General features: G+C 54.6%; 20 protein-coding genes and 1 tRNA gene. 13 read left to right on the top strand and 8 right to left on the bottom strand.

Annotated elements, in window-relative coordinates; all coding sequences use genetic code 11:
- The first annotated feature begins 1 nt into the window (after position 1).
- Genes PGR91_RS07855 through PGR91_RS07830 form a run of 6 tightly spaced genes read left to right on the top strand, consistent with a single transcriptional unit; the run spans position 2 to position 5,702 of the window.
- Positions 2–895, top strand: a complete 894-nt coding sequence (locus PGR91_RS07855) for an HlyD family secretion protein (protein WP_101572809.1) — start codon at positions 2–4, stop codon at positions 893–895.
- Positions 895–1,809: an ABC transporter ATP-binding protein gene (locus PGR91_RS07850; RefSeq protein ID WP_118656185.1), complete on the top strand. Its 915-nt coding sequence runs from the start codon at positions 895–897 to the stop codon at positions 1,807–1,809. Before PGR91_RS07855 ends, PGR91_RS07850 begins: the two co-directional genes overlap by 1 nt.
- Positions 1,802–2,542, top strand: coding sequence for an ABC transporter ATP-binding protein (locus PGR91_RS07845; protein WP_118457567.1), 741 nt, complete (start codon positions 1,802–1,804; stop codon positions 2,540–2,542). Before PGR91_RS07850 ends, PGR91_RS07845 begins: the two co-directional genes overlap by 8 nt.
- A gap of 4 nt (positions 2,543–2,546) precedes the next feature.
- Complete coding sequence (locus PGR91_RS07840; protein WP_055204914.1) at positions 2,547–3,653, top strand: ABC transporter permease; 1,107 nt, start codon at positions 2,547–2,549, stop codon at positions 3,651–3,653.
- A gap of 2 nt (positions 3,654–3,655) precedes the next feature.
- Positions 3,656–4,768, top strand: coding sequence for an ABC transporter permease (locus PGR91_RS07835; protein ID WP_118656183.1), 1,113 nt, complete (start codon positions 3,656–3,658; stop codon positions 4,766–4,768).
- A 55-nt stretch (positions 4,769–4,823) separates the two neighbouring features.
- Positions 4,824–5,702 carry a carbohydrate kinase family protein gene (locus tag PGR91_RS07830; protein WP_055204910.1) on the top strand — a complete coding sequence of 293 codons (879 nt, stop codon included), beginning with the start codon at positions 4,824–4,826 and terminating at the stop codon, positions 5,700–5,702.
- A 77-nt stretch (positions 5,703–5,779) separates the two neighbouring features.
- Here PGR91_RS07830 and PGR91_RS07825 read toward each other — a convergent pair whose 3' ends face one another.
- From PGR91_RS07825 to PGR91_RS07815, 3 genes are read right to left on the bottom strand one after another with little or no spacing between them, the layout of a single operon-like run.
- Positions 5,780–6,934 (bottom strand): cytochrome d ubiquinol oxidase subunit II, encoded by a 1,155-nt coding sequence (locus PGR91_RS07825; RefSeq protein ID WP_055204908.1) that lies wholly within the window; start codon positions 6,932–6,934, stop codon positions 5,780–5,782.
- Between the two features lie 14 nt (positions 6,935–6,948).
- Positions 6,949–8,574 carry a cytochrome ubiquinol oxidase subunit I gene (locus tag PGR91_RS07820; protein WP_118656181.1) on the bottom strand — a complete coding sequence of 542 codons (1,626 nt, stop codon included), beginning with the start codon at positions 8,572–8,574 and terminating at the stop codon, positions 6,949–6,951.
- Between the two features lie 4 nt (positions 8,575–8,578).
- Complete coding sequence (locus tag PGR91_RS07815; RefSeq protein WP_055204903.1) at positions 8,579–8,800, bottom strand: DUF4492 domain-containing protein; 222 nt, start codon at positions 8,798–8,800, stop codon at positions 8,579–8,581.
- Positions 8,801–8,889: 89 nt separating this feature from the next.
- Here PGR91_RS07815 and PGR91_RS07810 point away from each other — a divergent pair, with 89 nt between their 5' ends.
- The 7 genes from PGR91_RS07810 to cysK all read left to right on the top strand — a co-directional run bounded on the left by PGR91_RS07810 (position 8,890) and on the right by cysK (position 19,076).
- Complete coding sequence (locus tag PGR91_RS07810; protein ID WP_055204901.1) at positions 8,890–9,528, top strand: HAD family hydrolase; 639 nt, start codon at positions 8,890–8,892, stop codon at positions 9,526–9,528.
- Positions 9,529–9,533: 5 nt separating this feature from the next.
- Positions 9,534–10,415, top strand: coding sequence for a hypothetical protein (locus PGR91_RS07805; protein WP_055204898.1), 882 nt, complete (start codon positions 9,534–9,536; stop codon positions 10,413–10,415).
- Positions 10,416–10,734: 319 nt separating this feature from the next.
- Complete coding sequence (locus PGR91_RS07800; RefSeq protein ID WP_259336719.1) at positions 10,735–11,607, top strand: sugar phosphate isomerase/epimerase family protein; 873 nt, start codon at positions 10,735–10,737, stop codon at positions 11,605–11,607.
- A 36-nt stretch (positions 11,608–11,643) separates the two neighbouring features.
- Positions 11,644–13,116, top strand: coding sequence for a Gfo/Idh/MocA family protein (locus tag PGR91_RS07795; protein WP_055204896.1), 1,473 nt, complete (start codon positions 11,644–11,646; stop codon positions 13,114–13,116).
- A gap of 36 nt (positions 13,117–13,152) precedes the next feature.
- Positions 13,153–13,944, top strand: a complete 792-nt coding sequence (locus PGR91_RS07790) for a 3-keto-disaccharide hydrolase (protein ID WP_101572827.1) — start codon at positions 13,153–13,155, stop codon at positions 13,942–13,944.
- 270 nt (positions 13,945–14,214) lie between these two features.
- The gene (locus PGR91_RS07785) at positions 14,215–17,997 is read left to right on the top strand and encodes an ATP-binding protein (RefSeq protein ID WP_118656177.1); all 3,783 of its coding nucleotides are present in this window, start codon (positions 14,215–14,217) and stop codon (positions 17,995–17,997) included.
- 131 nt (positions 17,998–18,128) lie between these two features.
- The gene (gene cysK / locus PGR91_RS07780; protein ID WP_101572831.1) at positions 18,129–19,076 is read left to right on the top strand and encodes a cysteine synthase A; all 948 of its coding nucleotides are present in this window, start codon (positions 18,129–18,131) and stop codon (positions 19,074–19,076) included.
- A 561-nt stretch (positions 19,077–19,637) separates the two neighbouring features.
- On the opposite strand, the gene PGR91_RS07775 is transcribed toward cysK, so the two are convergent.
- From PGR91_RS07775 to PGR91_RS07755, 5 genes are all read right to left on the bottom strand, one after another.
- Positions 19,638–19,712: transfer RNA gene (locus tag PGR91_RS07775), tRNA-Pro, on the bottom strand.
- Between the two features lie 199 nt (positions 19,713–19,911).
- The gene (locus tag PGR91_RS07770; RefSeq protein ID WP_118656175.1) at positions 19,912–20,313 is read right to left on the bottom strand and encodes a DUF1573 domain-containing protein; all 402 of its coding nucleotides are present in this window, start codon (positions 20,311–20,313) and stop codon (positions 19,912–19,914) included.
- Entirely contained in the window at positions 20,313–21,581 is a 1,269-nt protein-coding gene (locus PGR91_RS07765; RefSeq protein ID WP_118656173.1) for a 6-bladed beta-propeller, read from the bottom strand. Before PGR91_RS07765 ends, PGR91_RS07770 begins: the two co-directional genes overlap by 1 nt.
- Before the next feature lie 34 nt (positions 21,582–21,615).
- Positions 21,616–22,839, bottom strand: a complete 1,224-nt coding sequence (locus tag PGR91_RS07760) for a 6-bladed beta-propeller (protein ID WP_118656171.1) — start codon at positions 22,837–22,839, stop codon at positions 21,616–21,618.
- Between the two features lie 11 nt (positions 22,840–22,850).
- Entirely contained in the window at positions 22,851–23,228 is a 378-nt protein-coding gene (locus PGR91_RS07755) for a hypothetical protein (RefSeq protein ID WP_147387384.1), read from the bottom strand.
- Between the last annotated feature and the right edge of the window lie 124 nt (positions 23,229–23,352).

The raw sequence follows: 23,352 nt of genomic DNA, 5'->3' as shown, positions 1-23,352 counted from the left end.
TATGAAACGATTTCTGATTCTCGCGCTTTGCGCCGGGGCGACGGCCTGCGGCGGCAATAAAAACGGTTACGACGCCTCCGGGACGTTCGAGGCGACCGAAGTGATCGTATCCTCGGAAGCCAACGGACGAATTACTTCGTTCGGCGTGGAAGAAGGCCGGCGGCTCGCGGCCGGACAAACCGTCGGCACGGTCGACAGCGTCCAGCTCTACCTGAAAAAGCTGCAACTCCAAAAACAGCTCGGGGCGACGCGCAGCCGCACGTCCGACATCGGCAAACAGATCGCCGCCACGCAACAGCAGATCGCCACGCAGCAGCGCGAAAAACGGCGCGTCGAAAACCTGCTGAAAGCCGACGCCGCGAACACCAAACAACTGGACGATATCGACGCGCAGATCGCCGTACTCGAAAAACAGCTCGCAGCGCAGCTCTCGACGCTCGAAAACAGCAACCGCGGCGTCAACGAAGAGAGCTCGGCCATCGAAATCCAGGTGGCTCAGATCGAAGACCAGCTCGCCAAATGCCGCATCGTAAACCCGATCGACGGGACGGTACTGGTCAAATACGCCGAAACGGGCGAAGTGACCGCCCAAGGCAAACCGCTGTTCAAGATCGCCGACGTCGATCGCATGGAACTCCGCGCCTACATCACATCGGGCCAACTGACAGGCCTGAAACTCGGCGACAGGGTGCGCGTGTTCGCCGATTCGGGCGACAAAGGCAGCCGCGAATACGACGGCGAAGTGATCTGGATCTCGGACAAAGCCGAGTTCACGCCGAAAACGATCCAGACCCGCGACGAACGCGCGAACCTGGTCTATCCGGTCAAAATCGCCGTCCACAACGACGGCCTACTGAAAATCGGCATGTACGCCGACGTCAAATTCTCCGAATAATGGCTTCCGCAGTAACCATACGCGACCTCACGAAAAGCTACGGGCGCATCGAAGCGCTGCGCGGAGTGAGCTTCGATGCGCAACGCGGCGAGATCTTCGGAATTATCGGCCCAGACGGGGCCGGCAAGACGACACTGTTCCGCATCCTGACGACGTTGCTGCTGCCCGACAGCGGCCGGGCGACGGTCGACGGACTCGACGTGGCGGCCGACTACAAACAGATCCGGCGGCGGGTCGGTTACATGCCGGGACGGTTCTCGCTGTACCAGGACATGAGCGTCGAAGAGAACCTGCGCTTTTTCGCAACGCTTTTCGGGACGACCATCGAGGCGAACTACGACCTGATCCGCGACATTTACAGTCAGATCGAACCGTTCCGCACGCGGCGGGCCGGAGCGCTTTCGGGCGGTATGAAGCAGAAACTGGCGCTCAGTTGCGCGCTGATCCACAAACCGTCGGTACTGTTCCTCGACGAGCCGACGACCGGCGTCGACCCGGTATCGCGCAAGGAACTGTGGGAGATGCTCGCCAAACTGCGCTGCCAGGGCATCACGATCCTCGTATCGACGCCCTATATGGACGAGGCGTCGCGCTGCGACCGGATCGCGCTGATCCGCGGCGGCCGGTTCCTCGATATAGACACGCCGAAACGCATCATCGAAAAATTCGGAGAGCGGCTGTGGGCCGTATCGGGCGACCGGATGCCGGCCATGCTGAAAACGCTGCGCCGTCATCCGCAGATCACCTCGGCCTTCGCGTTCGGCGACACGCACCACGCGACGCCCGACGCGACGCTGACCGAAGAGCAACTGGCCGCTTACCTGACCGCGGAAGGATACCGCAATCTGCGGATCGAGGCGATCGAACCGGGTATCGAAGATTGTTACATGAAACTGGACCGTACCAATGAATGATAAAGTAATCGAAACGAAAGGACTGACCAAGCGGTTCGGCAGCTTCACGGCGGTCGACCACATCAGTTTCGAGGTCGGGCGCGGCGAGATCTTCGGATTCCTCGGCGCGAACGGCGCCGGCAAAACGACCGCAATGCGGATGCTGTGCGGCCTGAGCCGCCCGACCGAGGGCGGCGGTACGGTCGCCGGGTTCGACATCGTGCGCCAAAGCGAGCAGATCAAACGCAACATCGGCTACATGAGCCAGCGCTTTTCGCTGTACGAAGACCTGAAAGTGTGGGAAAACATCCGGCTGTTCGGCGGCATCTACGGCATGGGAAGCCGGCAGATCGCCGAAAAGACCGACCGGGTGCTGCGCCGGCTCGGATTCGCCGAAGAACGCAACACGCTGGTAAGCGCGCTGCCGCTCGGCTGGAAGCAGAAACTGGCTTTCTCGGTAGCGATCTTCCACGAGCCGCGCATCGTCTTCCTCGACGAGCCGACCGGAGGGGTCGATCCGGCTACGCGGCGGCAGTTCTGGGAGCTGATCTACGACGCGTCGGAACGGGGCATCACGGTTTTCGTCACGACGCACTACATGGACGAGGCGGAGTACTGCAACCGCGTCTCGATCATGGTCGACGGGGCGATCCGGGCGCTGGATACTCCGGCCAACCTGAAACGAACTTTCGACGCGCCGAATATGGACGAGGTGTTCCACCGCCTCGCCCGCGAAGCTAAACGGGGAGAATAACGCCATGAAACAATTTCTGTCTTTCGTCTATAAAGAGTTCTGCCACATCCTGCGCGACAGCCGCACGGTGCTGATTCTGCTGGTAATGCCGATCGTGCAGATCATCCTGTTCGGATTCGCTATCTCAACAGACGTCAACAACGTCCGGCTGGCCGTCTACGACCCGTCGAACGATGACGCCACGCGGCAGATCGTAGAGCGTTTCGACGCAAACCGCTACTTCTCGTTGGTCGAAACGCTCCGCACCCCGCAACAGATCGAGGAAGCGTTCCGTTCGAACCGGGCCGACCTCGCGCTGGTCTTCGAGGAGAATTTCCAACAAAACCTGCTGCACGGCGGAACGGGGAACGTCCAGTTGATCTGCGACGGAACCGACCCGAACACCGCGACGCTGGTGACAAGTTACGCATCGAACATCCTGGCCGCATACCAGGCCGAGCTGTCGGCCGGCACCCCCGCCCCGCTACAAATCGTTCCGGAAGTGAAACTGCTGTACAATCCGCAGATGAAAGGGGCGTACAACTTCGTGCCGGGCGTGATGGGTATGATCCTGATGCTGATCTGCGCGATGATGACGGCCATTTCGATCGTTCGCGAAAAAGAGCGCGGAACGATGGAAGTGCTGCTCGTGTCGCCGATGCGACCGATCTACATCATCCTCGCCAAAGCCGTCCCCTACCTCGCGCTGTCGGCCGTAAACCTGGCGACGATCATTCTCGTGGCGGTTTACATCCTGCAGGTTCCGGTAGCGGGCAGCCTGTTCTGGCTGTCGGTGATCTCACTGCTGTTCGTCATCACGGCGCTGGCGCTCGGATTGCTGATCTCGACGCTCGTCAAAACGCAGGTAGCCGCGATGCTCGCTTCGGGGATGGTGCTGATGATGCCCACCACGCTGCTCTCGGGCATGATGTTTCCGATCGAAAGTATGCCGGGCGTATTACAGGGACTGTCGGCCGTTATCCCGGCGCGCTGGTACATCGAAGCGGTCAAAAAAGTGATGATCGAAGGACTCGGCATCACCTACGCGCTCAAAGAGGTGGCGATCCTCAGCGCAATGGCCGTCGTGCTGGTCGTCGTAAGTCTTAAGAAATTCAAATACAGACTCGAATAGCCATGTTGAAATACCTGATCGAAAAAGAGTTCAAACAGATCCGCCGCAACTCGTTCCTGCCCCGGCTGATCCTGTTCATGCCGTGCCTGACAATGCTGGTACTGCCGTGGGCGGCCAGTATGGAGGTACGCAACATCAACCTGGCCGTCGTCGACAACGATCGCTCGGCCTACTCCGGGCGACTGACCGAAAAAGCCTCGGCGTCGGCCTATTTCAACCTCGTCGACGTCGCGTCCTCGTACGAAGAAGCGATGAAAGGCGTCGAATCGGGACAAACCGACATCATCCTCGAAATCCCGGAAAAATTCGAACGCAGGCTGACTACCGAAGGCGCCGCGCAGGTGCTCATTGCGGCCAATGCGGTCAACGGAACGAAGGGGGGGCTGGGCAGTTCGTACCTCACGGCCATCGTGAACGACTTCTCGGCCGACTTGCGCAACGAAACCGCCGCGCAGTCTCGGATTTCGGCCGCGCCGGCCGTTCGGATCACCCCGCAGTACAAGTTCAACCCGCATTTGAATTACCAAGTCTATATGGTTCCGGCGCTCATGGTAATGCTGCTGACGATCGTCTGCGGATTCATGCCGGCGCTGAACATCGTCAGCGAAAAAGAGATCGGGACGATCGAACAGATCAACGTGTCGCCGGTCGGCAAATTCCAGTTCATCCTCGCCAAGTTGATTCCGTATTGGGTAATCGGATTCGTCGTGCTGTCGATCAGTTTCGTATTGGCATGGCTCGTCTACGGGCTCGTACCGGCGGGCAACCTGCTGACGATCTACGCCGGGATGGCGCTGTACGTGCTGACCGTGTCGGGCCTCGGCCTGCTCGTATCGAACACTTCCGACACGATGCAGCAGGCGATGTTCGTGATGTTCTTTTTCATGATCGTGCTGATTCTGATGAGCGGACTGTTCACCCCGATCAGTAGTATGCCGGGCTGGGCGCAAAAGATCACGCTGTTCAATCCGCTGCGGTACTTCATCCAGATCATGCGAATGGTTTACCTCAAAGGGAGCGGATTCGCCGATCTGCTGACGCAGTTCTCAGCGCTGGCCGTCTTCACGGTGACGATCAACTTATGGGCCGTGCTGAGCTACCGCAAAAACCGGTAAACAGAAAAGTCGGCCGACGCTTGCAGTTCCCTCGCGGATTGCTAAATTTGCAGGTATGAAACAGACATTCACCATAGCAGGCGTCGGGGAACTCCTGTGGGACCTGCTGCCTTCGGGCAAGCAACTGGGCGGAGCGACGCTCAACTTCGCATTCCATGCGGCGCAGTTCGGCTGCCGGTCGGCAGTCGTCAGCGCGGTCGGCAACGATCCGTATGGCCTCCAAATTCTCGAAAAGCTCCAGGAAGCTCAGCTCGGCACCGCATACGTACAGCAAAACGACTATCCGACCGGCACCGTCGACGTGCGGCTCGACGCGCGGGGCGTTCCGTCGTACACGATCCACAAGCCGGTAGCCTGGGATTTCATCGCATGGAACGAAGGACTCGAACGACTGGCTCCGCAGTTGGACGCCGTATGTTTCGGTACGCTCGGGCAACGCGGCGAAACGTCCGCCGCGACGATCCGAAAACTGCTGTCGCATGTGAATAAGCAGTGTCTCAAAGTGTTCGACATCAACCTGCGGCAGGATTTTTACAGCGAAGAGACCGTCCGCGCCTCGCTCGAACAGGCCGACATCCTGAAACTGAACGAGGACGAACTGCCCGTCGTGGCGGGGATGCTGTCGCTGCACGGGGATGCCGACAGCCAACTGGAACAACTCCGACAACGCTACGACCTGCGGTACATCGTCTACACGCTCGGCAGCCGGGGCAGCCGGGTGACGGCCCCGGACGACTTTTCCGTCATGGAAACTGCAAAGGTCGAAGTCGCCGACACGGTCGGCGCAGGCGACTCGTTCACCGCCGCCTTCGTCGCAGGCATCCTGCAGGGCCGGCCGCTACACGAAGCGCACCGTCGGGCGACCGAAACCGCCGCCTTCGTCTGTACTCAGGCAGGCGGCACGCCCGTGCTGCCCGATTCGCTGATATACTGACAAAACGAGATTTCCGACCGGAAATCCGAATGCGGCCTCTTTCGGGTATCAGCGATCCGGGCCGAACGGCCCGCAAATCAATACAGATGGTCGCCCTCCTCTTGCAGTTCCTGTTCGGAGATGCGTTTACGGCCCATCGCGCGCCATACGTACCAGATGTACCCCGCCACGAACGGGACGAGTATCGACACGATCGCCATCACGTAAAGCGTGAACCGGCTCGAAGAACTGTTGTAGATCGTCAACGAACTCTGCAGGTCGGTGAGCGACGGATAATAGGCCGTATGGTTGTATCCGGCGGTCAGCAGCAGCGCGAGCACCGTCAGTACGGTTCCCGCTCCGGCAGGCCAAATCCCGCAGCGACACCCTCTGAAAATACCGACTCCGATACCCCATAGCACCCCGACCACGCCGGCCAGCAGTGCGACGAGCACCAGCGGCATGGCCAGCAGGTTGTGCAGGTATTTGTACGGCTCGACGGAAATCACGCCGGAGACGGGATCGACCGCTGCGCCTTCCGACAGCAGCAGCAACAGCAGAAACGGCAGGAAGAACAACAGGAAAAGCCCCGCATTCCACTTCAGGTAACGCCGCGATCGCGCGAAAATCGTTTCGTCGTCGATGCTGTTCATAAAATAGAGCAGGCCGAGCACCCGCGACAAGAACAGCACCGCCAAGCCGAGCAGGATGTTGCGCGGATCGGCCAGCGCATCCAACCCGTACCAGGAAGTGGACCAACGCGAAATCGTATTGAAACCTTCCAGATTGCCGAAGTTGGCGCGGTCGACCGTGAACGGAGCGCCGGTGAACAGCGTCGCCACGGCCGTTCCGAGGAGGAAGGCTCCGAGCACGCCGTTAATCAGCAGGAACCAGTTGTAAGTTTTCTCGCCAAGGAAATTGGACGGTTTGCGCCGGAATTCATAGGCTACCGCCTGGATTACGAAAACCAACAGGATCAACATCCACACGTAGAACGCGCCGCCGAAACTCGTGCTGTAAAACAGCGGGAACGATGCGAAGAACGCGCCGCCGAACGTGACCAGCGTCGTGAAAGTCAACTCCCATTTACGTCCCAGCGTGTTGACGATCAGGTTGCGTTCCGTATCGGTACGCCCGATCAGGTAGAGCATCCCTTGGCCGCCCTGCACGAACAGCAGAAACACCAGCAGCGCGCCGAGCAACGAAATGATAAACCACCAGTAGTGTTGCAGAAAAATATATACCGTATCCATAAAATCGCTCTTTTTTATTCCGTCAATTCGTTTTCGGCCGCCGTTTCCGCCGTTTCCGCCGGTTTAGGCCCGATTTTGATCTGCCTGAACATGATCATCAGTTCGGCGATCAACAGCACCGTAAACAGTGCGAGGAAGATAAAGAAGGTCGCCTTGACCGGCCCCGGAGCGATATCCGACACCGACGCAGAAACAGGCAGCAAATCCTGGATCGTCCACGGCTGCCGACCAACCTCCGCGACGATCCATCCGGAAACCGAAGCCAAATAGGCCAGCGGAACCGACCACATCATCACGCGGAACCACCACCGCCTGTCGTACAGTTCCTTCCGGTACACGAAGAAAAGCACCCCGGCGAAAAACAGAATGAAATAGACGCCCAGCATGAACATAACGCGGAACGAATAGAACACCAGCGGCACATTCGGAATCACGTCCGTCTGATTTTTCAGGTATGCGTAACCGAGATATTTCAGTTCCCAGCTACAAAACCTGGCCCCCTCTTCCGTCTGAGGATCGAATCGGGCCTTGTAACGGGCCTTGGCGACCGCATCGCCCCCGGCCATGACCTCCCGATAATCTTCAATGGCCCGCACAGCCTCCCGCCCGGCTTCCATCTTCACGCCGACCGGAGTGATCAACGGATCGAAATTGCCGTATACAAGGTCATTAATGCCCGGGACATAGGCATCCGCATCCCGAAAACTCAACAGCGACAGCATCTTGGGAATCTCCAGTTTGAAATAAAAAGCGCTTTCGTTGGACATGATCAGCTCCCGGTTGTTCACTTCCGGACGCAATATCCCGAACGCGACCAGTCCGGCCTCTTTCTTACCGTCGTAGAGCGCTTCCATCGCCGCCAGTTTCATCGGTTGCGTCCGGGCCACCTGTACGGCCGACCCGTCGCCGGTCATCGCCAACAATAGAGAAGCGGACAGGCCGAACCACGAAGCGATCGCCATGCTTTTGCGGGCCATCTTCCGCTCGCGTTTTTTCAACAGGAACCAGGCGCTGATGCCGATAACCACCGCGGCGGCCACCACATAACCCGAAGTCACCGTATGAAAAAACTTGTTAATCGCCACCGGAGAAAACAGCACATCCCAGAACGAGGTCATCTCCTGGCGGGCCGTTTCGGGGTTGAAGGCCGTTCCGACCGGATACTGCATCCACGCGTTGGCCACCAGAATCCACAACGCCGACAGGTTCGCGCCGATGGCCGTCAGCCAAGTCGCCGTAAGGTGAAAACCTCTGGACACCTTATTCCAGCCGAAAAACATCACGGCGATGAATGTACTTTCCAGAAAAAAGGCCATAATTCCTTCGATTGCCAGCGGCGCTCCGAAAATATCGCCGACGAAATAGGAGTAATTCGACCAGTTCGTCCCGAACTCGAATTCGAGGATCAGTCCGGTGGCCACGCCGATCGCGAAATTGATCCCGAAAATGCGCATCCAAAACTTGACCGTCCGTTTCCAGAACGGATCGCCGGTACGGTAGTAAACGGTCTCCATGATGGCGCAGATGAAACCCAGCCCGAGGGTCAGCGGCACGAACAGCCAATGGTAGATGGCCGTCATCGCAAACTGGGCCCGCGACCAATCCACCACCTCCGCCAACTCATTTGCAGTAAGAATCATAATATCAATGATTTGTATTCAACAATCGTTCCATCATATACTCGCTCCGCTCCCGGTCGGTATCGAATTTTCCCATCACGTCCGGGAAAAAGAACAGCCGCAGGATCGCGAACATGATAAACAGTTTGACGAGGATCACCGCCCACAATGTCCGCCCCAGGCTGGTCATCTCGCGAAAACCATCCCGGTAGAAACGGAAAATACGAACGAACACGTTGCGGCTCATGATGTCTTTGTCTATACGGTTTACCGAAAGTCAAATATATGAATTATTTCGAAATTTCCTATCTTTGTCCGGTAACAGCGAATAATCCAATGAAAAAGATAAGAACCATCATATTCGACCTGGGCGGCGTACTGATCAATTACAGCATCGAAGCGACCGTCCGCAAATTCGAACAGATCGGCTGTATGAACGCCGCCGAATTCATCAATCCGTACAAACAGTCCGGCGTGCTGCTGCAACTCGAACGCGGGGAGATCCGCCCCGAAGATTTCCACGACGCGATCATCCGGGAAATCGGACGCCCGGTCGACCCGCAGGCGATCGACGACGCGCTGTGCAGTTTCCTGCTCGACCTGCCGCAGTACAAGCTCGACATGCTGCTCGACCTGCGCCGGCAGGGCTACCGGGTCTTCATGCTCAGCAATACGAACCCGATCATGATGCGCTTCATGATGGAACACCGCTTCAAACAACAGGGGCTGACCATCGACGCCTATTTCGACCGGTTGTTCCTCTCTTACCGGATGAAGCTGGTGAAACCGTATCCGGAGATTTACCGGAAAATGATCGACGAATCGGGTATCCTGCCTGCCGAAAGCCTGTTCATCGACGACTCCGAAGCCAACATCCGAACGGCCGCTTCGCTGGGATTCAACACCTACCTGGCCGCACAGCACGAAGACTTCCGAGATCTGTTTTCGCAATACGAACCGTTTACCGAAAAATAAAAGTTATGAAAAAGCGCATTTTCCTTGCGGCGGTTGCCGTAGCGGCTGTCGCCTGCTCGTCCGCAGAAAAAACGCCGACAACGCCCGTTCTCACCGATAAGATCGTATTCTGCGAAGCCACGCTGCCGCTGGACGGCAAACTGCTGGTCGGCAGCTTCGGCTCCGACGAGTTCAATCCGCTGAACACCGAGGGTAAAGGCTATATCCTCGAATTCACCGACACGGTTTCGCGGGTGCTGATTCCGGCCGACGGCACGCTGTCGGCGCCCAAGGGACTGCTCGTAAAAGACGGTTACCTGTTCATCGCCGACGTCGGCAAAATGGCGGTCTACAACCTCGCCGCGCCGAACGAGAAGCCGAAAATCGTTCCGTTCCCCGAAGGCGAACTGTTCGTCAACGACATGGCCCTGCACGGGAACACCCTTTACGTGACGGTGACCAACACCGGCAGCATCTACGCGCTGAACGTCGCCCGGCCGTCGCAACTCGACACCGCGGGACTGAAACCCTACGTGACGGTACCCGGAGCGAACGGGATCGTCATCCGGGGCGACACGATGTATATCGCATCGTATCCGCCGGACGGCGTCACCACGCAGGATAACGTGATCTACCGCATCGACAACATATCCACTCCGGTAGCCACCAAGTTGTTCGACCGTCCGGGACAGTACGACGGCCTCGCGCTGAGCGGCGACGGGGGCCGCCTGTATTTCACCAATTGGGTCGATTCGGAAGTCGGCTATTACGATCTCGGAACGGGAAAGACCGAACTGTTGACTCCGGGCGTCGGAATCGAAGGGCCGGCCCGGCTGTCGACCGACGGCAAAAAACTGTACGTTCCCGATCTTCCGGGCAGTAAAGTAGTCGAGATAGACATCCGTTAACGATCTCCGTACGAAAAACGACGCAGGCATCCGGCATCCGCCGCGAAACGCCTGCGTTTTTTACGTTTGCGCTTTCCGGAACGAATGTTCCAGCCCGCCGGCCCGCAGAACCGTATCCCGCATGTGAAACGGAAATTCCGCCGGCCGGAGAAAAGGCCGTTTTTAAATTTATTAAATTAATGCCGAAATATTTTTTGCATCAAAAACTTTTTTTTATACCTTTACACAACTATATGTATATAGGTTAAAGGCCTGATAGTTTCAACGACCCGACTTAACTTGCTAACTTTAAAACAAAACCTAAATATTTGAAGCCATTATGGACAGAAGAGAATTCCTCAAGAAATCAATGTTGCTGACCGCCGGAGCCATGGTCGGCGGTTCCCTGTTTTCCGAAGCGACCCTGTCGGCCGCCCAAAGCGGAAGCGCCGCCGGGAAGAAAAAAACGATCGGGCTCCAGCTCTATTCGATCGGGGGCGATATGGGCAAAGACGCCGCCGGATCGTTGAAAAAAATATCGGACATGGGTTATTCGGCCGCCGAAACCGCTTCATACGGAGACGGTAAATTCTACGGCCGCACGCCCGCCGAATTCCGCAAGATGGCCGAAGACGTCGGCATCCGGGTCACCGGAGCGCACCTCGGCCGCGGATACGACGCCGGATGGGAAGACTGGTGGAAGCAGGCTTGCGACGCGCAGGCTGCCGTCGGCGGCAAGTACATCGTACTGCCGGGCATCGATTTCGGGAAGACGGAAGCCGATCTGAAAAGAACCTGCGAATACTTCGACAAGGTGGGAGCCATCGCCAATGCCGCCGGCTTGAAATTCGGCTATCACAATCACGCCCACGAATTCAACAAACAGGACGGATACGTGATCGAGAACTACCTGCTCGAACATACCGATCCCGAGAAAGTGATGTTCGAACTGGACGTTTACTGGGCCAGCAAGGGCGGCGTCAACCCGTCGGCTTACATCCAGAAATACGCAGGGCGTTTCCCGCTGTTGCACATCAAGGACGACAATGTCATCGGAGCCAGCCAGACCATCGACTTCGAAGCGATCTTCAATGCCGCCTACAAACAGGGGCTCGAAGCTTACTACGTGGAGATCGAAGCCAACGACATCCCGCCGATGGAGTGCGCCGAAAAGAGCGCCGAATACCTCAGCGCAGCTAAATTCGTTAAATAATCGACATAACCAACCAAACTAAAACCTTTATATCTTATGGCAGAAAAAATATCCCGGAGAGACTTTTTGCGCACGAGCGCAGTCGGCCTGGCCGGACTGACCATCGTTCCGAGTTCCGTTTTCGGTAAAGCGGCCGGACAAACCGCCCCGAGCGACAAACTGAACATCGCGGCCGTCGGTATCGGCGGCATGGGCGCAGCCAACCTGTCGAACATGGAAACGGAGAACATCGTGGCCCTGTGCGACGTGGACTGGCAATATGCGAAAGGAACTTTCGACCGCTATTCGAAAGCCAAACGGTACTGGGATTACCGTAAGATGCTCGACGACATGGGCAAGAGCATCGACGCCGTGCTGGTGGCTACCGCCGACCACACCCACTGTATCATCGCCGCCGAAGCCATGACCCTCGGCAAGCACGTTTACGTACAGAAACCGCTGACCCATTCGGTCTACGAATCGCGTCTGCTGACCAAACTGGCCAAGAAATACAAAGTAGCTACGCAGATGGGCAATCAGGGCGCGTCGGGAGCCGGCGTACGCCAGGTCTGCGACTGGATCTGGAACGGCGAGATCGGCGAAGTGACCCGCGTGGACACCTTCACCGACCGTCCGATCTGGCCGCAAGGGCTGATGCGCCCGAGCGAAGTGGATCAAATTCCCGAAACGCTGAACTGGGATCTGTTCATCGGACCGGCTCAGATGCGTCCGTACAACAAAATCTATACCCCGTGGAACTGGCGCGGTTGGTGGGACTTCGGCACCGGAGCCCTCGGCGACATGGCCTGCCACATCCTGCACCCGGTATTCAAAGGTCTGCAGTTGGGTTATCCCGACCGCGTACAGGGCAGTTCGACGGCCCTGCTGACCGATTGCGCCCCGAACGCCCAGATGGTGAAATACGTTTTCCCGGCCCGTGCGAAAAAAGAGAAAGTCAACATGCCCGAAGTGGAAGTAACCTGGTACGACGGCGGTCTGACCCCGCCGCGTCCGGCAGGCGTACCGGCAGGCAAATCGCTGAACGACAGCGGCGGCGGCGCTATCTTCTACGGAACGAAAGATACGCTGATCTGCGGTTGCTACGGCGTGAACCCGTGGCTGGTATCCGGCCGCAAACCGGAAGTTCCGAAGATGAACCGCGAAATCACCGCCAGCCACGAACAGGACTGGATCCGCGCCTGCAAAGAGAATCCTCAATCGCGCGTACAGACCTCGTCCGACTTCAGCGAAGCGGGTCCGTTCAACGAAATGGTCGTAATGGGCGTGCTGGCAGTACGTCTGCAGGGTCTGAACCGCGAACTGGAATGGGACGGCGAAAAGATGAAGTTCAAGAACATCGGCGCGAACGAAACGATGCAGATCATGATCGAAGACGGGTTCACGATCCACAACGGGCACCCGACCTTCAACAAACGCTACACCGATCCGTTCAACGCGAAAGAGTTTGCAGAACAGATGATCAAGCACAATTACCGCGACGGCTGGGAACTGCCGGCCATGCCCAAGTAATCAACGAATTATTAATTAATACACGAAGACAAGAAAATGAAACGATTAATGTGTGCTATCAGTTGCATGGCCGTTGCCGCAATGGCAGCTTCCTGCGTATCGAATCCGAATAAGAAAGCCGCGGCCGACAGCACGGCCACAGCCCAGACTGCCGACGTAGAAGAAGGCTTCGTTGCCATCTTCGACGGCAAAACGTTCGACGGATGGCGCGGCTACAACCGTACCGACGTGCCCTCGGCATGGACCATCGAAGACGGCTGCATCAAGATCAACGAGTCGGGCATGGGCGAAGCCGGCGCCAAGGACGGAGGCGATATCATTTTCGCCAACAAGAAGTTCAAGAACTTCGAACTGGCATTCGACTGGAAAGTCGATAAGGGAGCAAACAGCGGCGTTTTCTACCTGGCTCAGGAGATTCCGAACCAACCGATTTACATCTCCGCTCCGGAATACCAGGTGTTGGACAACGAGAACCATCCCGACGCCAAATTAGGCGTCGACGGCAACCGCCAGTCCGCTTCGCTGTACGACATGATCCCTGCGAAACCGCAGAACTCGAAACCGTTCGGCGAATGGAATACGGCCAAAATCCTCGTATACGACGGAACCGTGGCTCACTTCCAGAACGGTACGCAGGTCGTGGAATACCACTTGTGGACCCCGAAGTGGAAAGAGATGCTCGACAACAGCAAATTCAGCAAGGACAAATGGCCGGAAGCCTACGAACTGCTGCTGAACTGCGGCGGTGAAAACCACGAAGGATACATCGGTCTGCAGGATCACGGCAACAACGTATGGTTCCGCAACATCCGCGTTAAGGAACTGTAAAATCGTCCGCAACCGGCGAAAATTCCGTCGGACTTTGCATATTCGAAAACCGGAACAGTATAGATTACTGTTCCGGTTTTTTATTCCGGTAATAAACAAACCGTTCCTATTTGCGGAAAATTATCGAAAAAGACACGGACGCCCCCTTTCCGCATTTTTTAAAATGCAAAAAAAATCATTACTTTGCTATATTAAACGATACTTTCTATCCGACTGATATCGCCGACAGACAGGAAGATACCGTTCATTGCTATTTTAACTCGGACGATAATGCGTATAAGAATATATCTGCTGCTGTGTATTGCGTTGTTGACAGGCGATTGCATACACGGCTCCGCTCGCTCGAAAGACGGTATCCTGGTCATCAGCTCCTATTCCCCGCTGAAAGAAAACGGCAACCACGTCATCGCGTCCCTGGTCGGCGCGCTCCGGGAAGAAACCGACAGGAACCTGTTCGTCGAATACATGGATTGTGAAAATTCGCCCGAACTGGCGGAGTGGAAATCATGGATGAACTCGATGTTCAGGGCGCACGACGAAACGCCCGAAGCGGTCGTGATCCTCGGCGGGGAAGCATGGACGACCTATCGGGAATGCGTCCCCGATACCTGGCGCGACGTTCCGGTCGTCCTGGGATTGGTAAAAAGAGGGTACATCGATTACGTAGCCCGGGAGAAAAAGAAAATAACCGATATACGGCAGATCTCCCCCATCGATTCGACGTTCGACGGTTTCCGGGTGACGGGTTATTATTACGCCGATTATTTCAACGAGAACATCGATTTTATCAAACGGTTGCAACCCGAGGTCACCCGCATCGCATTTTGCTACGACGACCGTTACGCGCACGATTTTTTCGAACCGTACCTGTCGCAACTGGTCGCCTCCCACCCGCCGCTCGAACTGGATTACCTGGTCGGCAGCCGGCTGTCGACCCAGGAACTGCTGAAAAGTATCTTCGCGATGGACAGCAGCTACGCGTTGCTGACCGGAGGATGGTACACCGACCGGAACCGTTACCCGCACGCCTATTCGATGCTTCACAACGAACTGACCCGACATTCGACAAAAAACATGTACCAACTGCAGGAGCAGGATCTGACGGAAGCCAACTACATCGGGGGCTACTTCGTTTCCGGCAAAGAACTCGGCCGAGACATCGCCGGACTGACCTACAGCGTACTGACCGAAGGGATCGAAAACAGCCCGGCATTCGGCCCCACCCCGTCGTCGCCCCGGCATCACGTCAATTACAAAACGCTCCTCAAAATGGGGATCGATCCGTCGCGGCTCCCCGCCGACACGGTACTGCACAACACCGACCCCACGCTATTGGAGAGATATCCGGTCGAAGTCGCTCTCGTCTGCTGTCTATTGCTGCTACTGACCGCCAGCGCGATCTTCGCGCTGGTCTACCGCAGAAAACGCGAGCAACAATACAAAAAAAACTCGCAGAAGATGCAGCACCTGCTGGGATCGATGCCCAACATGGTCGTCATCTTCGACCGGGAGATGAACATCGTCGATATCCTCAATCCCGACCGGGTCATCATGCTCGGCAAGACGGTCGACGAACTGAAAGGCAACAACCTATACCGTCTGCAAGAAAACTTTCCGACATTTTCCGAAGCGGCGGACACATTGATTTCCCATGTAACTTCGACGGAAAAAACGAAACAGGCCCGCGATTTCAGTTACGAAGTCACCACGACCCGGAACAAAACGCTGTACTTCGAGGCCCGTTCCGTACCGTTCGAAGACCGCAAGGTGCTGCTTTTCGTCCACGATACGACGACACGGGTCGCGGCCGAGAAAAAAGCGGTCATGCTGAAAGATTTCCTGCAGTCGATCATCCACAGCCTTCCGGTCGGCGTATCCGTAAAGGACGCCAACGACCAGTTCCGCTACCTGTTCTACAACAAAAAAGCGAACGACTTCTACAAAGAGGAGAAGGAGGTCAAGCTGGGTAAGAACGATTACGAACTAGACAGTCCGGTAGCCCGGCAATACCGCGAAGAGGACGAAAAAGCGCTGGAAAGCGAAACGCCGCTGGTGTTCGATCGGGTTATGTACGATAAAGAGACGAAATCCTACCGGTTCGGCGTCGCAACCAAATCGAGGCTGATCCGCGACGACGGTTCGCGGTATATCATCACGACCATCGCGGATATGACCGACCTGCATAAAAAGGAGACCGAACTGGACAACATCCGCAACGAACTCTCGATCGCCCTTGATGCGGGATCGCTGTCCGCATGGATTTACGATGTGGAGGAGGCGAAATTCATGTCGCTGTACAGCAACACGCTTTCCGACGGTTCGCCCAATCCGGACGTCATTCAACACATGGCGCATCCGGAAAGCCGCGCCGACCTCGACCAATTCATGGAAGCCCTGCTTTCGGGCAGGGAGCCGAAGCGCCGGGGCGTATTCCGTTTCATGCGCAACGGACAGTACGGATGGTACGAAACGTACGCCATCGCCCAGAAATCACCCCGTACGGGACGCGTCGTGCGGATCGTCGGAACCGAACGGAACATCAGCGACGAAATCGAGCAGCAACAGAAAAAAGAGGAGTACCGGCTCCAATTGGAGCTGGCATTCGACGCCGCGGGCATTACGCCGTGGTCTTACGACGTCGAGAACGACGAATTTACCTCTCCGAGCGATAAATCGGTACTGTACGGACACCGGTATTCGTTGCAGGAAGCCGTGCAGGTGCTGATGCCCGACGACCGCAGGGCCTCTTTCCTCGAAGCGATCGGGCACCTGATCGACGGCACGACACAGGCGATCGACGCCGTTTTCCTGTTCAAGCAGGCCTCCGGAAAGCAAGAGTGGTCTCAGATCGCCGCCAAAGCCTTCAAACGCGATTCGAACGGACGGGCCCGGAAAATCGTCGGAACCCGGAAGTACATCACCGAATCGTTCGAAGCGGAAAAAAAGTTGAAAGCCTACAACTTCAAATCGGATCTGGCGATCAAATCGAGCGGCATCGTCCAGTGGGATTACGACGTTCAGACCGGCATCATCTCTTCGCCGAACCAAAATGCATTCCTGCGCGACGGCCTGCCGATCGGAACTTATCTGAAACTGATCCATCCGGAAGATGCGAACCGCTTCAAAGAAGCCCTACAAGGTATGATCGAGCGGGGAGACGAAACGATTCACCACCAAATTAGAATCAATATCCAACAGGAAGGCGGATATCGTTGGGCGGATATTCACGGCGTAGCTTTCGAACGCGACCCGAACGGACGGATCACCAAGATAACCGGGCTGCGGCGCGATATCACCGACCTGAAAAACATGACGCACGAGTTGATCGTTCTGCGCGACAGGGCCGAGGAAGCGAACCGTCTCAAAACGGCGTTCCTCGCCAACATGAGTCACGAGATACGCACTCCGCTGAACGCGATCGTCGGTTTTTCGAACCTGATCGCCCAAACGCGGAATCCCGAAGAGATCGCCGAATTCTGCAAAATTATCGAAACGAACAACGAACTGTTGCTGCAATTGATCAACGATATCCTCGACCTGTCGAAAATCGAAGCCGGACAGCTCGAGTTCGTCTACTCGGACATCGACATGAACGAACTGTTCCGGAACCTGGAGCAAATTTACCTTTTCCGACTCAAAGGAACGGTGCAATTGATCTGCAACCTGCCCGAACGAACGTTCGTCACCCATTCGGAAAGGAACCGGCTCACGCAGGTCGTGTCGAACTTCCTGAGCAACGCCTGTAAGTTCACGACGGAAGGATCGATCACGATGGGATACGAATGCTCCGACGGTCTCATCCGTTGTTTCGTCACGGATACGGGCAAGGGCATCGCCCCGGAAAATCTTCCTCACGTATTCGAACGGTTCGCCAAGTTCGACGCTTTCATTCAGGGAACGGGATTGGGGCTTTCTATCTGTAAAACGATCATCGACAAACTGGGAGGCGAAATCGGCGTCGAATCCGAGGAGGGAAAAGGGACGACTTTCTGGTTTACGATTCCGCCCCGGCCGCCCGAAGGCGGAGACCCGGAAACGATCGCGGATCTCTGACCGGTCAAAAATACGAACCCCGGCCGATTTTTCCGGCGGAACCGATTTATGGTATGAAAATAGCAGTTTTGCGACTGTAATGTTTCGGCGGCCCGGCCGCCCAACGAATAAACGACATAAAAAACAATACGATGGAAAAAATTGCCAAACGACTGACCGATCTGATCGGCAACACTCCGCTGCTCGAACTGAACCAATACGGCAGCAAACACGACCTTCCCGCCCGGATCATTGCAAAACTCGAATATTTCAATCCGGCCGGCAGCGTGAAAGACCGCATAGCGTTGGCCATGATCGACGACGCAGAGAAAAAAGGCCTGCTCAAACCGGGCAGCGTCATCATCGAGCCGACCAGCGGCAACACCGGAGTCGGCCTGGCGCTCGTCTCCGCCGTTCGCAAATACCGATTGATCCTGACGATGCCCGACACGATGAGCGTCGAACGCAGAAACCTGCTGAAAGCCCTTGGCGCGGAGATCGTCCTGACGCCAGGGGCCGAAGGCATGAAAGGAGCCATCGCAAAAGCCGAAGCGCTGAAAGCGGAGCATCCGGGGGCGATCATCCTGCAACAATTCGAAAACCCGGCCAATCCGGCTGTCCACGTCGCCACGACCGGCGAAGAGATCTGGCGCGACACGGACGGAAAGGTAGACCTGTTCGTCGCCGGAGTCGGAACGGGCGGAACCGTCAGCGGTGTCGGGAAAGCGTTGAAGAAGCACAATCCGGCCGTCCGGATCGTGGCGGTCGAACCGCAGGACTCACCGGTACTCTCCGGCGGAAAGCCCGGCCCGCACAAAATACAGGGCATCGGGGCCGGATTCGTCCCCAAAATTTACGATGCTGGCGTAGTGGATGAAATAATCCCCGTAAGCAACGACGATGCGATCCGCACCAGCCGCGAGCTGGCCGCCGAAGAAGGACTGCTCGTCGGCATATCGGCCGGAGCGGCGGCGGCGGCGGCGACGCAACTCGCTCTGCGGCCCGAAAACAAAGGGAAAAACATCGTCGTCCTGCTGCCGGACACCGGCGAACGCTACCTGTCGACCCTACTCTACGCATTCGACGAATATCCGCTGTAAAACACGGCTGACGCCGGCTCTGGCCAGGAGTTCGAAAAAAGATTCCGCCGCCTTTCCGGAACGCCTTAAAATTGATGTAACAGCCTAATAAATAGGGCTGTTACATTTTTTATAATAGGACGAGGTAACGAAAAAGCAACGGTTCTATTTTCCGTGTTTTGCTTTTGGATTCACACTATCAAACAACTGATAATAAGGCAATAAAACACTTCGAGAACAGCAAATTCTGGAGCTCTTCTATTCAGTTCAGACCTTAATCATATTTTTCTCCAATGCTTCCGGCTTTAGTAGCTTGCTGTGCAGTACCGATTTACAAACGACGAACAGTCTCTATGAAAAGTATAGTTTATCATAAAACAGGTGAAAATTCCGCATCCGTCCAGTCATCTCCTCTCGGAGCGAAATAAACCTTCCATTATGTATTAAGTATCTACGATGATTTTTTGTTCGTTTTCATTTGTATTTGTTTTACGCAATAGCGTCAGTAAAACGTCAGTAATAAAAAAATAAGAATAAAAAAACAGGTTAGAAACCTAATCTAACCTGTTGATTTTTAACTTGTCGGGGTGAAAGGATTCGAACCTTCGACCACACGCCCCCCAGACGTGTACTCTAACCGGGCTGAGCTACACCCCGTAGCCGTAAAAGCAGTGCAAATGTAGCATAAAAAAGTCATTCTGCAAAACTTTTACACGTCATTTTCCACGGCAGGCGTTTTCAAACGTTCCACAAATAGATTAAAAGTCATTTCCCCCTTATCCGAGATCTCCACGGCTTCACTTCCCGACGCCGAACCGACCGGCCGTAGCGTAAATACGATATAGAAACGATGCTTTTATTTGTTCTGTCCGAATCCTTTTACCGATATCCTGACAGGCAGATCGTACCCCTCCGCAATCAAATCGGCCTCCTGCTCGAAGTACCCCGGAACGACCGGGTGTACGCGCAAACGCACCGAAGCCGTATCGCCGGGAGCCAGCGGACGGGGACGCAGACTCACTACCGACAGGCAGCCGCAGGTCGTTTCGATCCGGTCGATCTGCAAAGGCTCCGTACCGGCGTTTCTGTAAACCACGTTAAACACGGTATCCCGGCTGATCGGGAACTTCCCCAAGTCGATCAACGTATCGGTTTCGATCTCCGGAGACGCGGACGCCGCACCGTTCCCGCATCCCGGCCAGCCCAGACACACCCCGGCAATCCCCAAAAGAGAACATGCGATTTTCACCGTTTTCATCAGATACTGTCCAAAGGATAATAAACGATAACCGGATTGTCGTTCTCTTCGGTCGAATCAACGATCTCGCGGATCCGGGGATCGGAATAAATCGGGTCGTCGTCCATCTTCGCCCGGTCGATCCCCGCAATCTCGTAAGCGGGGATGCAACTTACCAACGCATTCTCGGTAGCCGTGCAAAAAGTTTTCCGCCCGGGATAAAACAGACTGCTCCCCCACGTCCCCGCCGGGGAGTAATGAATGGCCCGGCGGGTCTTCAGATCCCAAATCAGGTAATTGACGGCATGGAATGTAATCTCTTTCAATTCGTTATTCAAATAATACGTTCCTGTTCCTCGATAGATGTGATATTCCGCACAACCGAACTTCTCGGTCAACCAGACCCGTTCGATTCCGCTGGAATAACCTTTTTTTTGAGCCTTACTGACCACTTCCGGATAATAATCATAGGGACCGCCATCGTCAATCGCCTTTTGAGGGAACGCTTGTTTACCGGTCTGTATTACATACAAAGGGTCTACGCGTCCGTCGTGCCACGTGTATAATGTATCGTTCAGGACGGAAGTCATCAAGAACATACCGTTGTTTTTAGCCATCGACGGTTGCGCTACTCCGCATGACGTCGCACCTGTCACCCGATAAGGCAACGCATAATCCCGAAACGCGTAATTACCCGCCTTAAATACCCCGTATTCATTAGGATAATCCTGAGCATTCGTGAATAGTACGACCAGGTTCTGATCGTCGGCCAGAGACATATCCTTGATAAAATCCATCTCCTCGGCATAACCGACCTTTTCGAGCAATTTTCCATCGAAGCCGTAACGGAAAATCTTTTTACGCAAAATATCATATACGCCTATAAACTCGCCTTGACCGTCGACATAGAAAGCCCCCATACTCAACTGTTCTTGGGGACCTCTGCCGATCTGCCCGATCCGATTTCTGAATGCGCCGGTCGAATCGAAAACCAAAGTACGTTTGTCATCCTGAACGACAATAAAGTTTTTATGGACGGCAACCTTTTGGATTTGACCGATCAGACAATCGTCCGAGGTCTCTAATTTCACAAATCTCCACCTATCGGGAAGACTGTCTTTCAAAAACGGATTTTTTACCGGGCAATCTTTCGTACGGAAGACCGTCACCCCGGAAAGAACCCGATCGTTCGGTTGATTACATCCTACTGCTAATAATATTAAAACCAATACGGCATACTTCACAATAACAATCTCTTTTAATTTAGAGTTTCCGACCAACTCGGTCATTCTTCAAAAAAACATGCGATTTTCACCGTTTTCATCAGATACTGTCCAAAGGATAATAAACGATAACCGGATTGTCGTTCTCTTCGGTCGAATCAACGATCTCGCGGATCCGGGAATCGGAATAAATCGGGTCGCCGTCCATCTTCGCCCGGTCGATCCCCGCAATCTCGTAAGCGGGGATGCAACTCACCAACTCATTTTCGGTAGCCGTGCAAAAATTTTTTTGGCCGGGATAAAACAAGTTGATGCCCCACGTCCCCGCCGGGGAGTAATGAATGGCCCGATGGGTCTTCAGATCCCAAATCAGATAATTGACGGCATGAAATATCATTTCGTGCAATTGGTTATTCATATAAAATGACCCTGTCCCTCGATAGATGTGATATTCCACACAACCGAACTTCTCGGTCAACCAGACCCGTTCAATTCCGCTGGAATAACCTTCCCGTTGGGCTTTGTCAACCACTTTCTGATAGCAGGTGTAAGGCCCTCCGTTATCTATCAGTTTCTGCGGAATCGTTTTTTTGCCTGTTTTAACCAACAGCGAAGGCACCAGTTTTCCCTGCGAAAAAGCGTACAGAGTATCCGACAAAACGGCTGTGACCATAAGAGTCGCGTCGTTTTTACCGAAAGAGGGTCTCGCCACGTCGGATGCTATTTCACTCATGACACGAAAAGGCAATGCGTAAGAACGGAACGCATAGTTCCGTTCTTTGAAAACCGCATATTCATTGGGATAATCATTGGCATTCCTGAATTGAACGACTACATGCTTATCGTCGGCTTTGCATAAATCCGCAATAAAATCCAACTCTTTATCGCAATCGACCTTCTCGATCAAATCGCCGTCGAAAGCATAACGGAAAATTTTGTGCAGCAAAGCATCGTAAATACCTACGAATTCCCGTTCTTTATCCACATAAAAAGCGTCGATACTCAACTGTTCTTTGGGGCCTCTTCCTTTTTGCCCGATCCGATTTCGGAATACTCCCGCGGAATCGAAGACGAAAACATGCTGATCATCCTGAATAAAGATAAGATCCTTACAAATAGCAACTTTTTTGATCTGCCCGATAAGGCAGCTATCGCTGGTTTCAAGCTTTACGAAACGCCATTTATGCGGAACGCTGTCTTTCAGAAAAGGATTTTTAACAGGACATTCTGCTACATCAATAACGCTGACCTCCAATAAGCCTGTTTTTACTGAATCATTACATCCGAGTAAAAACAGGCTCACGATGATAAGAAATTGTTTCATTAATTTATGAATTATAATTCCTGTATTACACTCAAATGTGATTTAGCACAGCAGTTATTGTCTTTAGAAGGACATATCCCATAACGCACTGTCTTAGTAACACCGACTTCTCCACCTCCAGAGATGGGAAAATCTATTCCTCCAATAGTAACGACAATTGTTCCACCTGTACTTAAGGAAGTAGTTACTCTCGTGGGCTCGGAATAATTTTCCACGGCATCACGCACGTATGTAAAGATATCACAATCATCCACCCCTTCATCTCCACTCAACGCTTCGACATTGGCAAGCAGCAGATCCGAAGAAGCGGAATTGCCCTGAAAATAAACGGTCGCAGAAAAAGCGACAACGCCGGCAGCCATAACGGCAAAGAGTAAATTCTTTTTCATTTTTGTAAAATTTAAGATTATTGAATAAGGTAAAATATCGTATTTATACTATCAAATATAGCATCGAAATATTTCTTGAACAATATTTTGTCAACAAAAATCGCATAAAAGGCTTTTTCTATCA

The organism is Candidatus Alistipes pullistercoris, from assembly GCF_027665465.1.
In the GTDB taxonomy this organism is placed as follows: Bacteria; Bacteroidota; Bacteroidia; order Bacteroidales; family Rikenellaceae; genus Alistipes_A; species Alistipes_A hominis.
The sequence above is the reverse complement of the archived record's forward strand: the minus strand, read 5'-3'. Positions and strand labels throughout refer to the sequence as shown.

Coding starts and splice junctions, on each gene's coding strand:
- PGR91_RS07755 (WP_147387384.1), bottom strand. CDS start 23,228: ATGAAAAAGAATTTACTCTTTGCCGTTATGGCTGCCGGCGTTGTCGCT.
- PGR91_RS07785 (WP_118656177.1), top strand. CDS start 14,215: ATGCGTATAAGAATATATCTGCTGCTGTGTATTGCGTTGTTGACAGGC.
- cysK (WP_101572831.1), top strand. CDS start 18,129: ATGGAAAAAATTGCCAAACGACTGACCGATCTGATCGGCAACACTCCG.
- PGR91_RS07820 (WP_118656181.1), bottom strand. CDS start 8,574: ATGATTCTTACTGCAAATGAGTTGGCGGAGGTGGTGGATTGGTCGCGG.
- PGR91_RS07765 (WP_118656173.1), bottom strand. CDS start 21,581: ATGACCGAGTTGGTCGGAAACTCTAAATTAAAAGAGATTGTTATTGTG.
- PGR91_RS07835 (WP_118656183.1), top strand. CDS start 3,656: ATGTTGAAATACCTGATCGAAAAAGAGTTCAAACAGATCCGCCGCAAC.
- PGR91_RS07825 (WP_055204908.1), bottom strand. CDS start 6,934: ATGGATACGGTATATATTTTTCTGCAACACTACTGGTGGTTTATCATT.
- PGR91_RS07810 (WP_055204901.1), top strand. CDS start 8,890: ATGAAAAAGATAAGAACCATCATATTCGACCTGGGCGGCGTACTGATC.
- PGR91_RS07770 (WP_118656175.1), bottom strand. CDS start 20,313: ATGAAAACGGTGAAAATCGCATGTTCTCTTTTGGGGATTGCCGGGGTG.
- PGR91_RS07805 (WP_055204898.1), top strand. CDS start 9,534: ATGAAAAAGCGCATTTTCCTTGCGGCGGTTGCCGTAGCGGCTGTCGCC.
- PGR91_RS07845 (WP_118457567.1), top strand. CDS start 1,802: ATGAATGATAAAGTAATCGAAACGAAAGGACTGACCAAGCGGTTCGGC.
- PGR91_RS07855 (WP_101572809.1), top strand. CDS start 2: ATGAAACGATTTCTGATTCTCGCGCTTTGCGCCGGGGCGACGGCCTGC.
- PGR91_RS07800 (WP_259336719.1), top strand. CDS start 10,735: ATGGACAGAAGAGAATTCCTCAAGAAATCAATGTTGCTGACCGCCGGA.
- PGR91_RS07830 (WP_055204910.1), top strand. CDS start 4,824: ATGAAACAGACATTCACCATAGCAGGCGTCGGGGAACTCCTGTGGGAC.
- PGR91_RS07760 (WP_118656171.1), bottom strand. CDS start 22,839: ATGAAACAATTTCTTATCATCGTGAGCCTGTTTTTACTCGGATGTAAT.
- PGR91_RS07790 (WP_101572827.1), top strand. CDS start 13,153: ATGAAACGATTAATGTGTGCTATCAGTTGCATGGCCGTTGCCGCAATG.
- PGR91_RS07815 (WP_055204903.1), bottom strand. CDS start 8,800: ATGAGCCGCAACGTGTTCGTTCGTATTTTCCGTTTCTACCGGGATGGT.
- PGR91_RS07840 (WP_055204914.1), top strand. CDS start 2,547: ATGAAACAATTTCTGTCTTTCGTCTATAAAGAGTTCTGCCACATCCTG.
- PGR91_RS07795 (WP_055204896.1), top strand. CDS start 11,644: ATGGCAGAAAAAATATCCCGGAGAGACTTTTTGCGCACGAGCGCAGTC.
- PGR91_RS07850 (WP_118656185.1), top strand. CDS start 895: ATGGCTTCCGCAGTAACCATACGCGACCTCACGAAAAGCTACGGGCGC.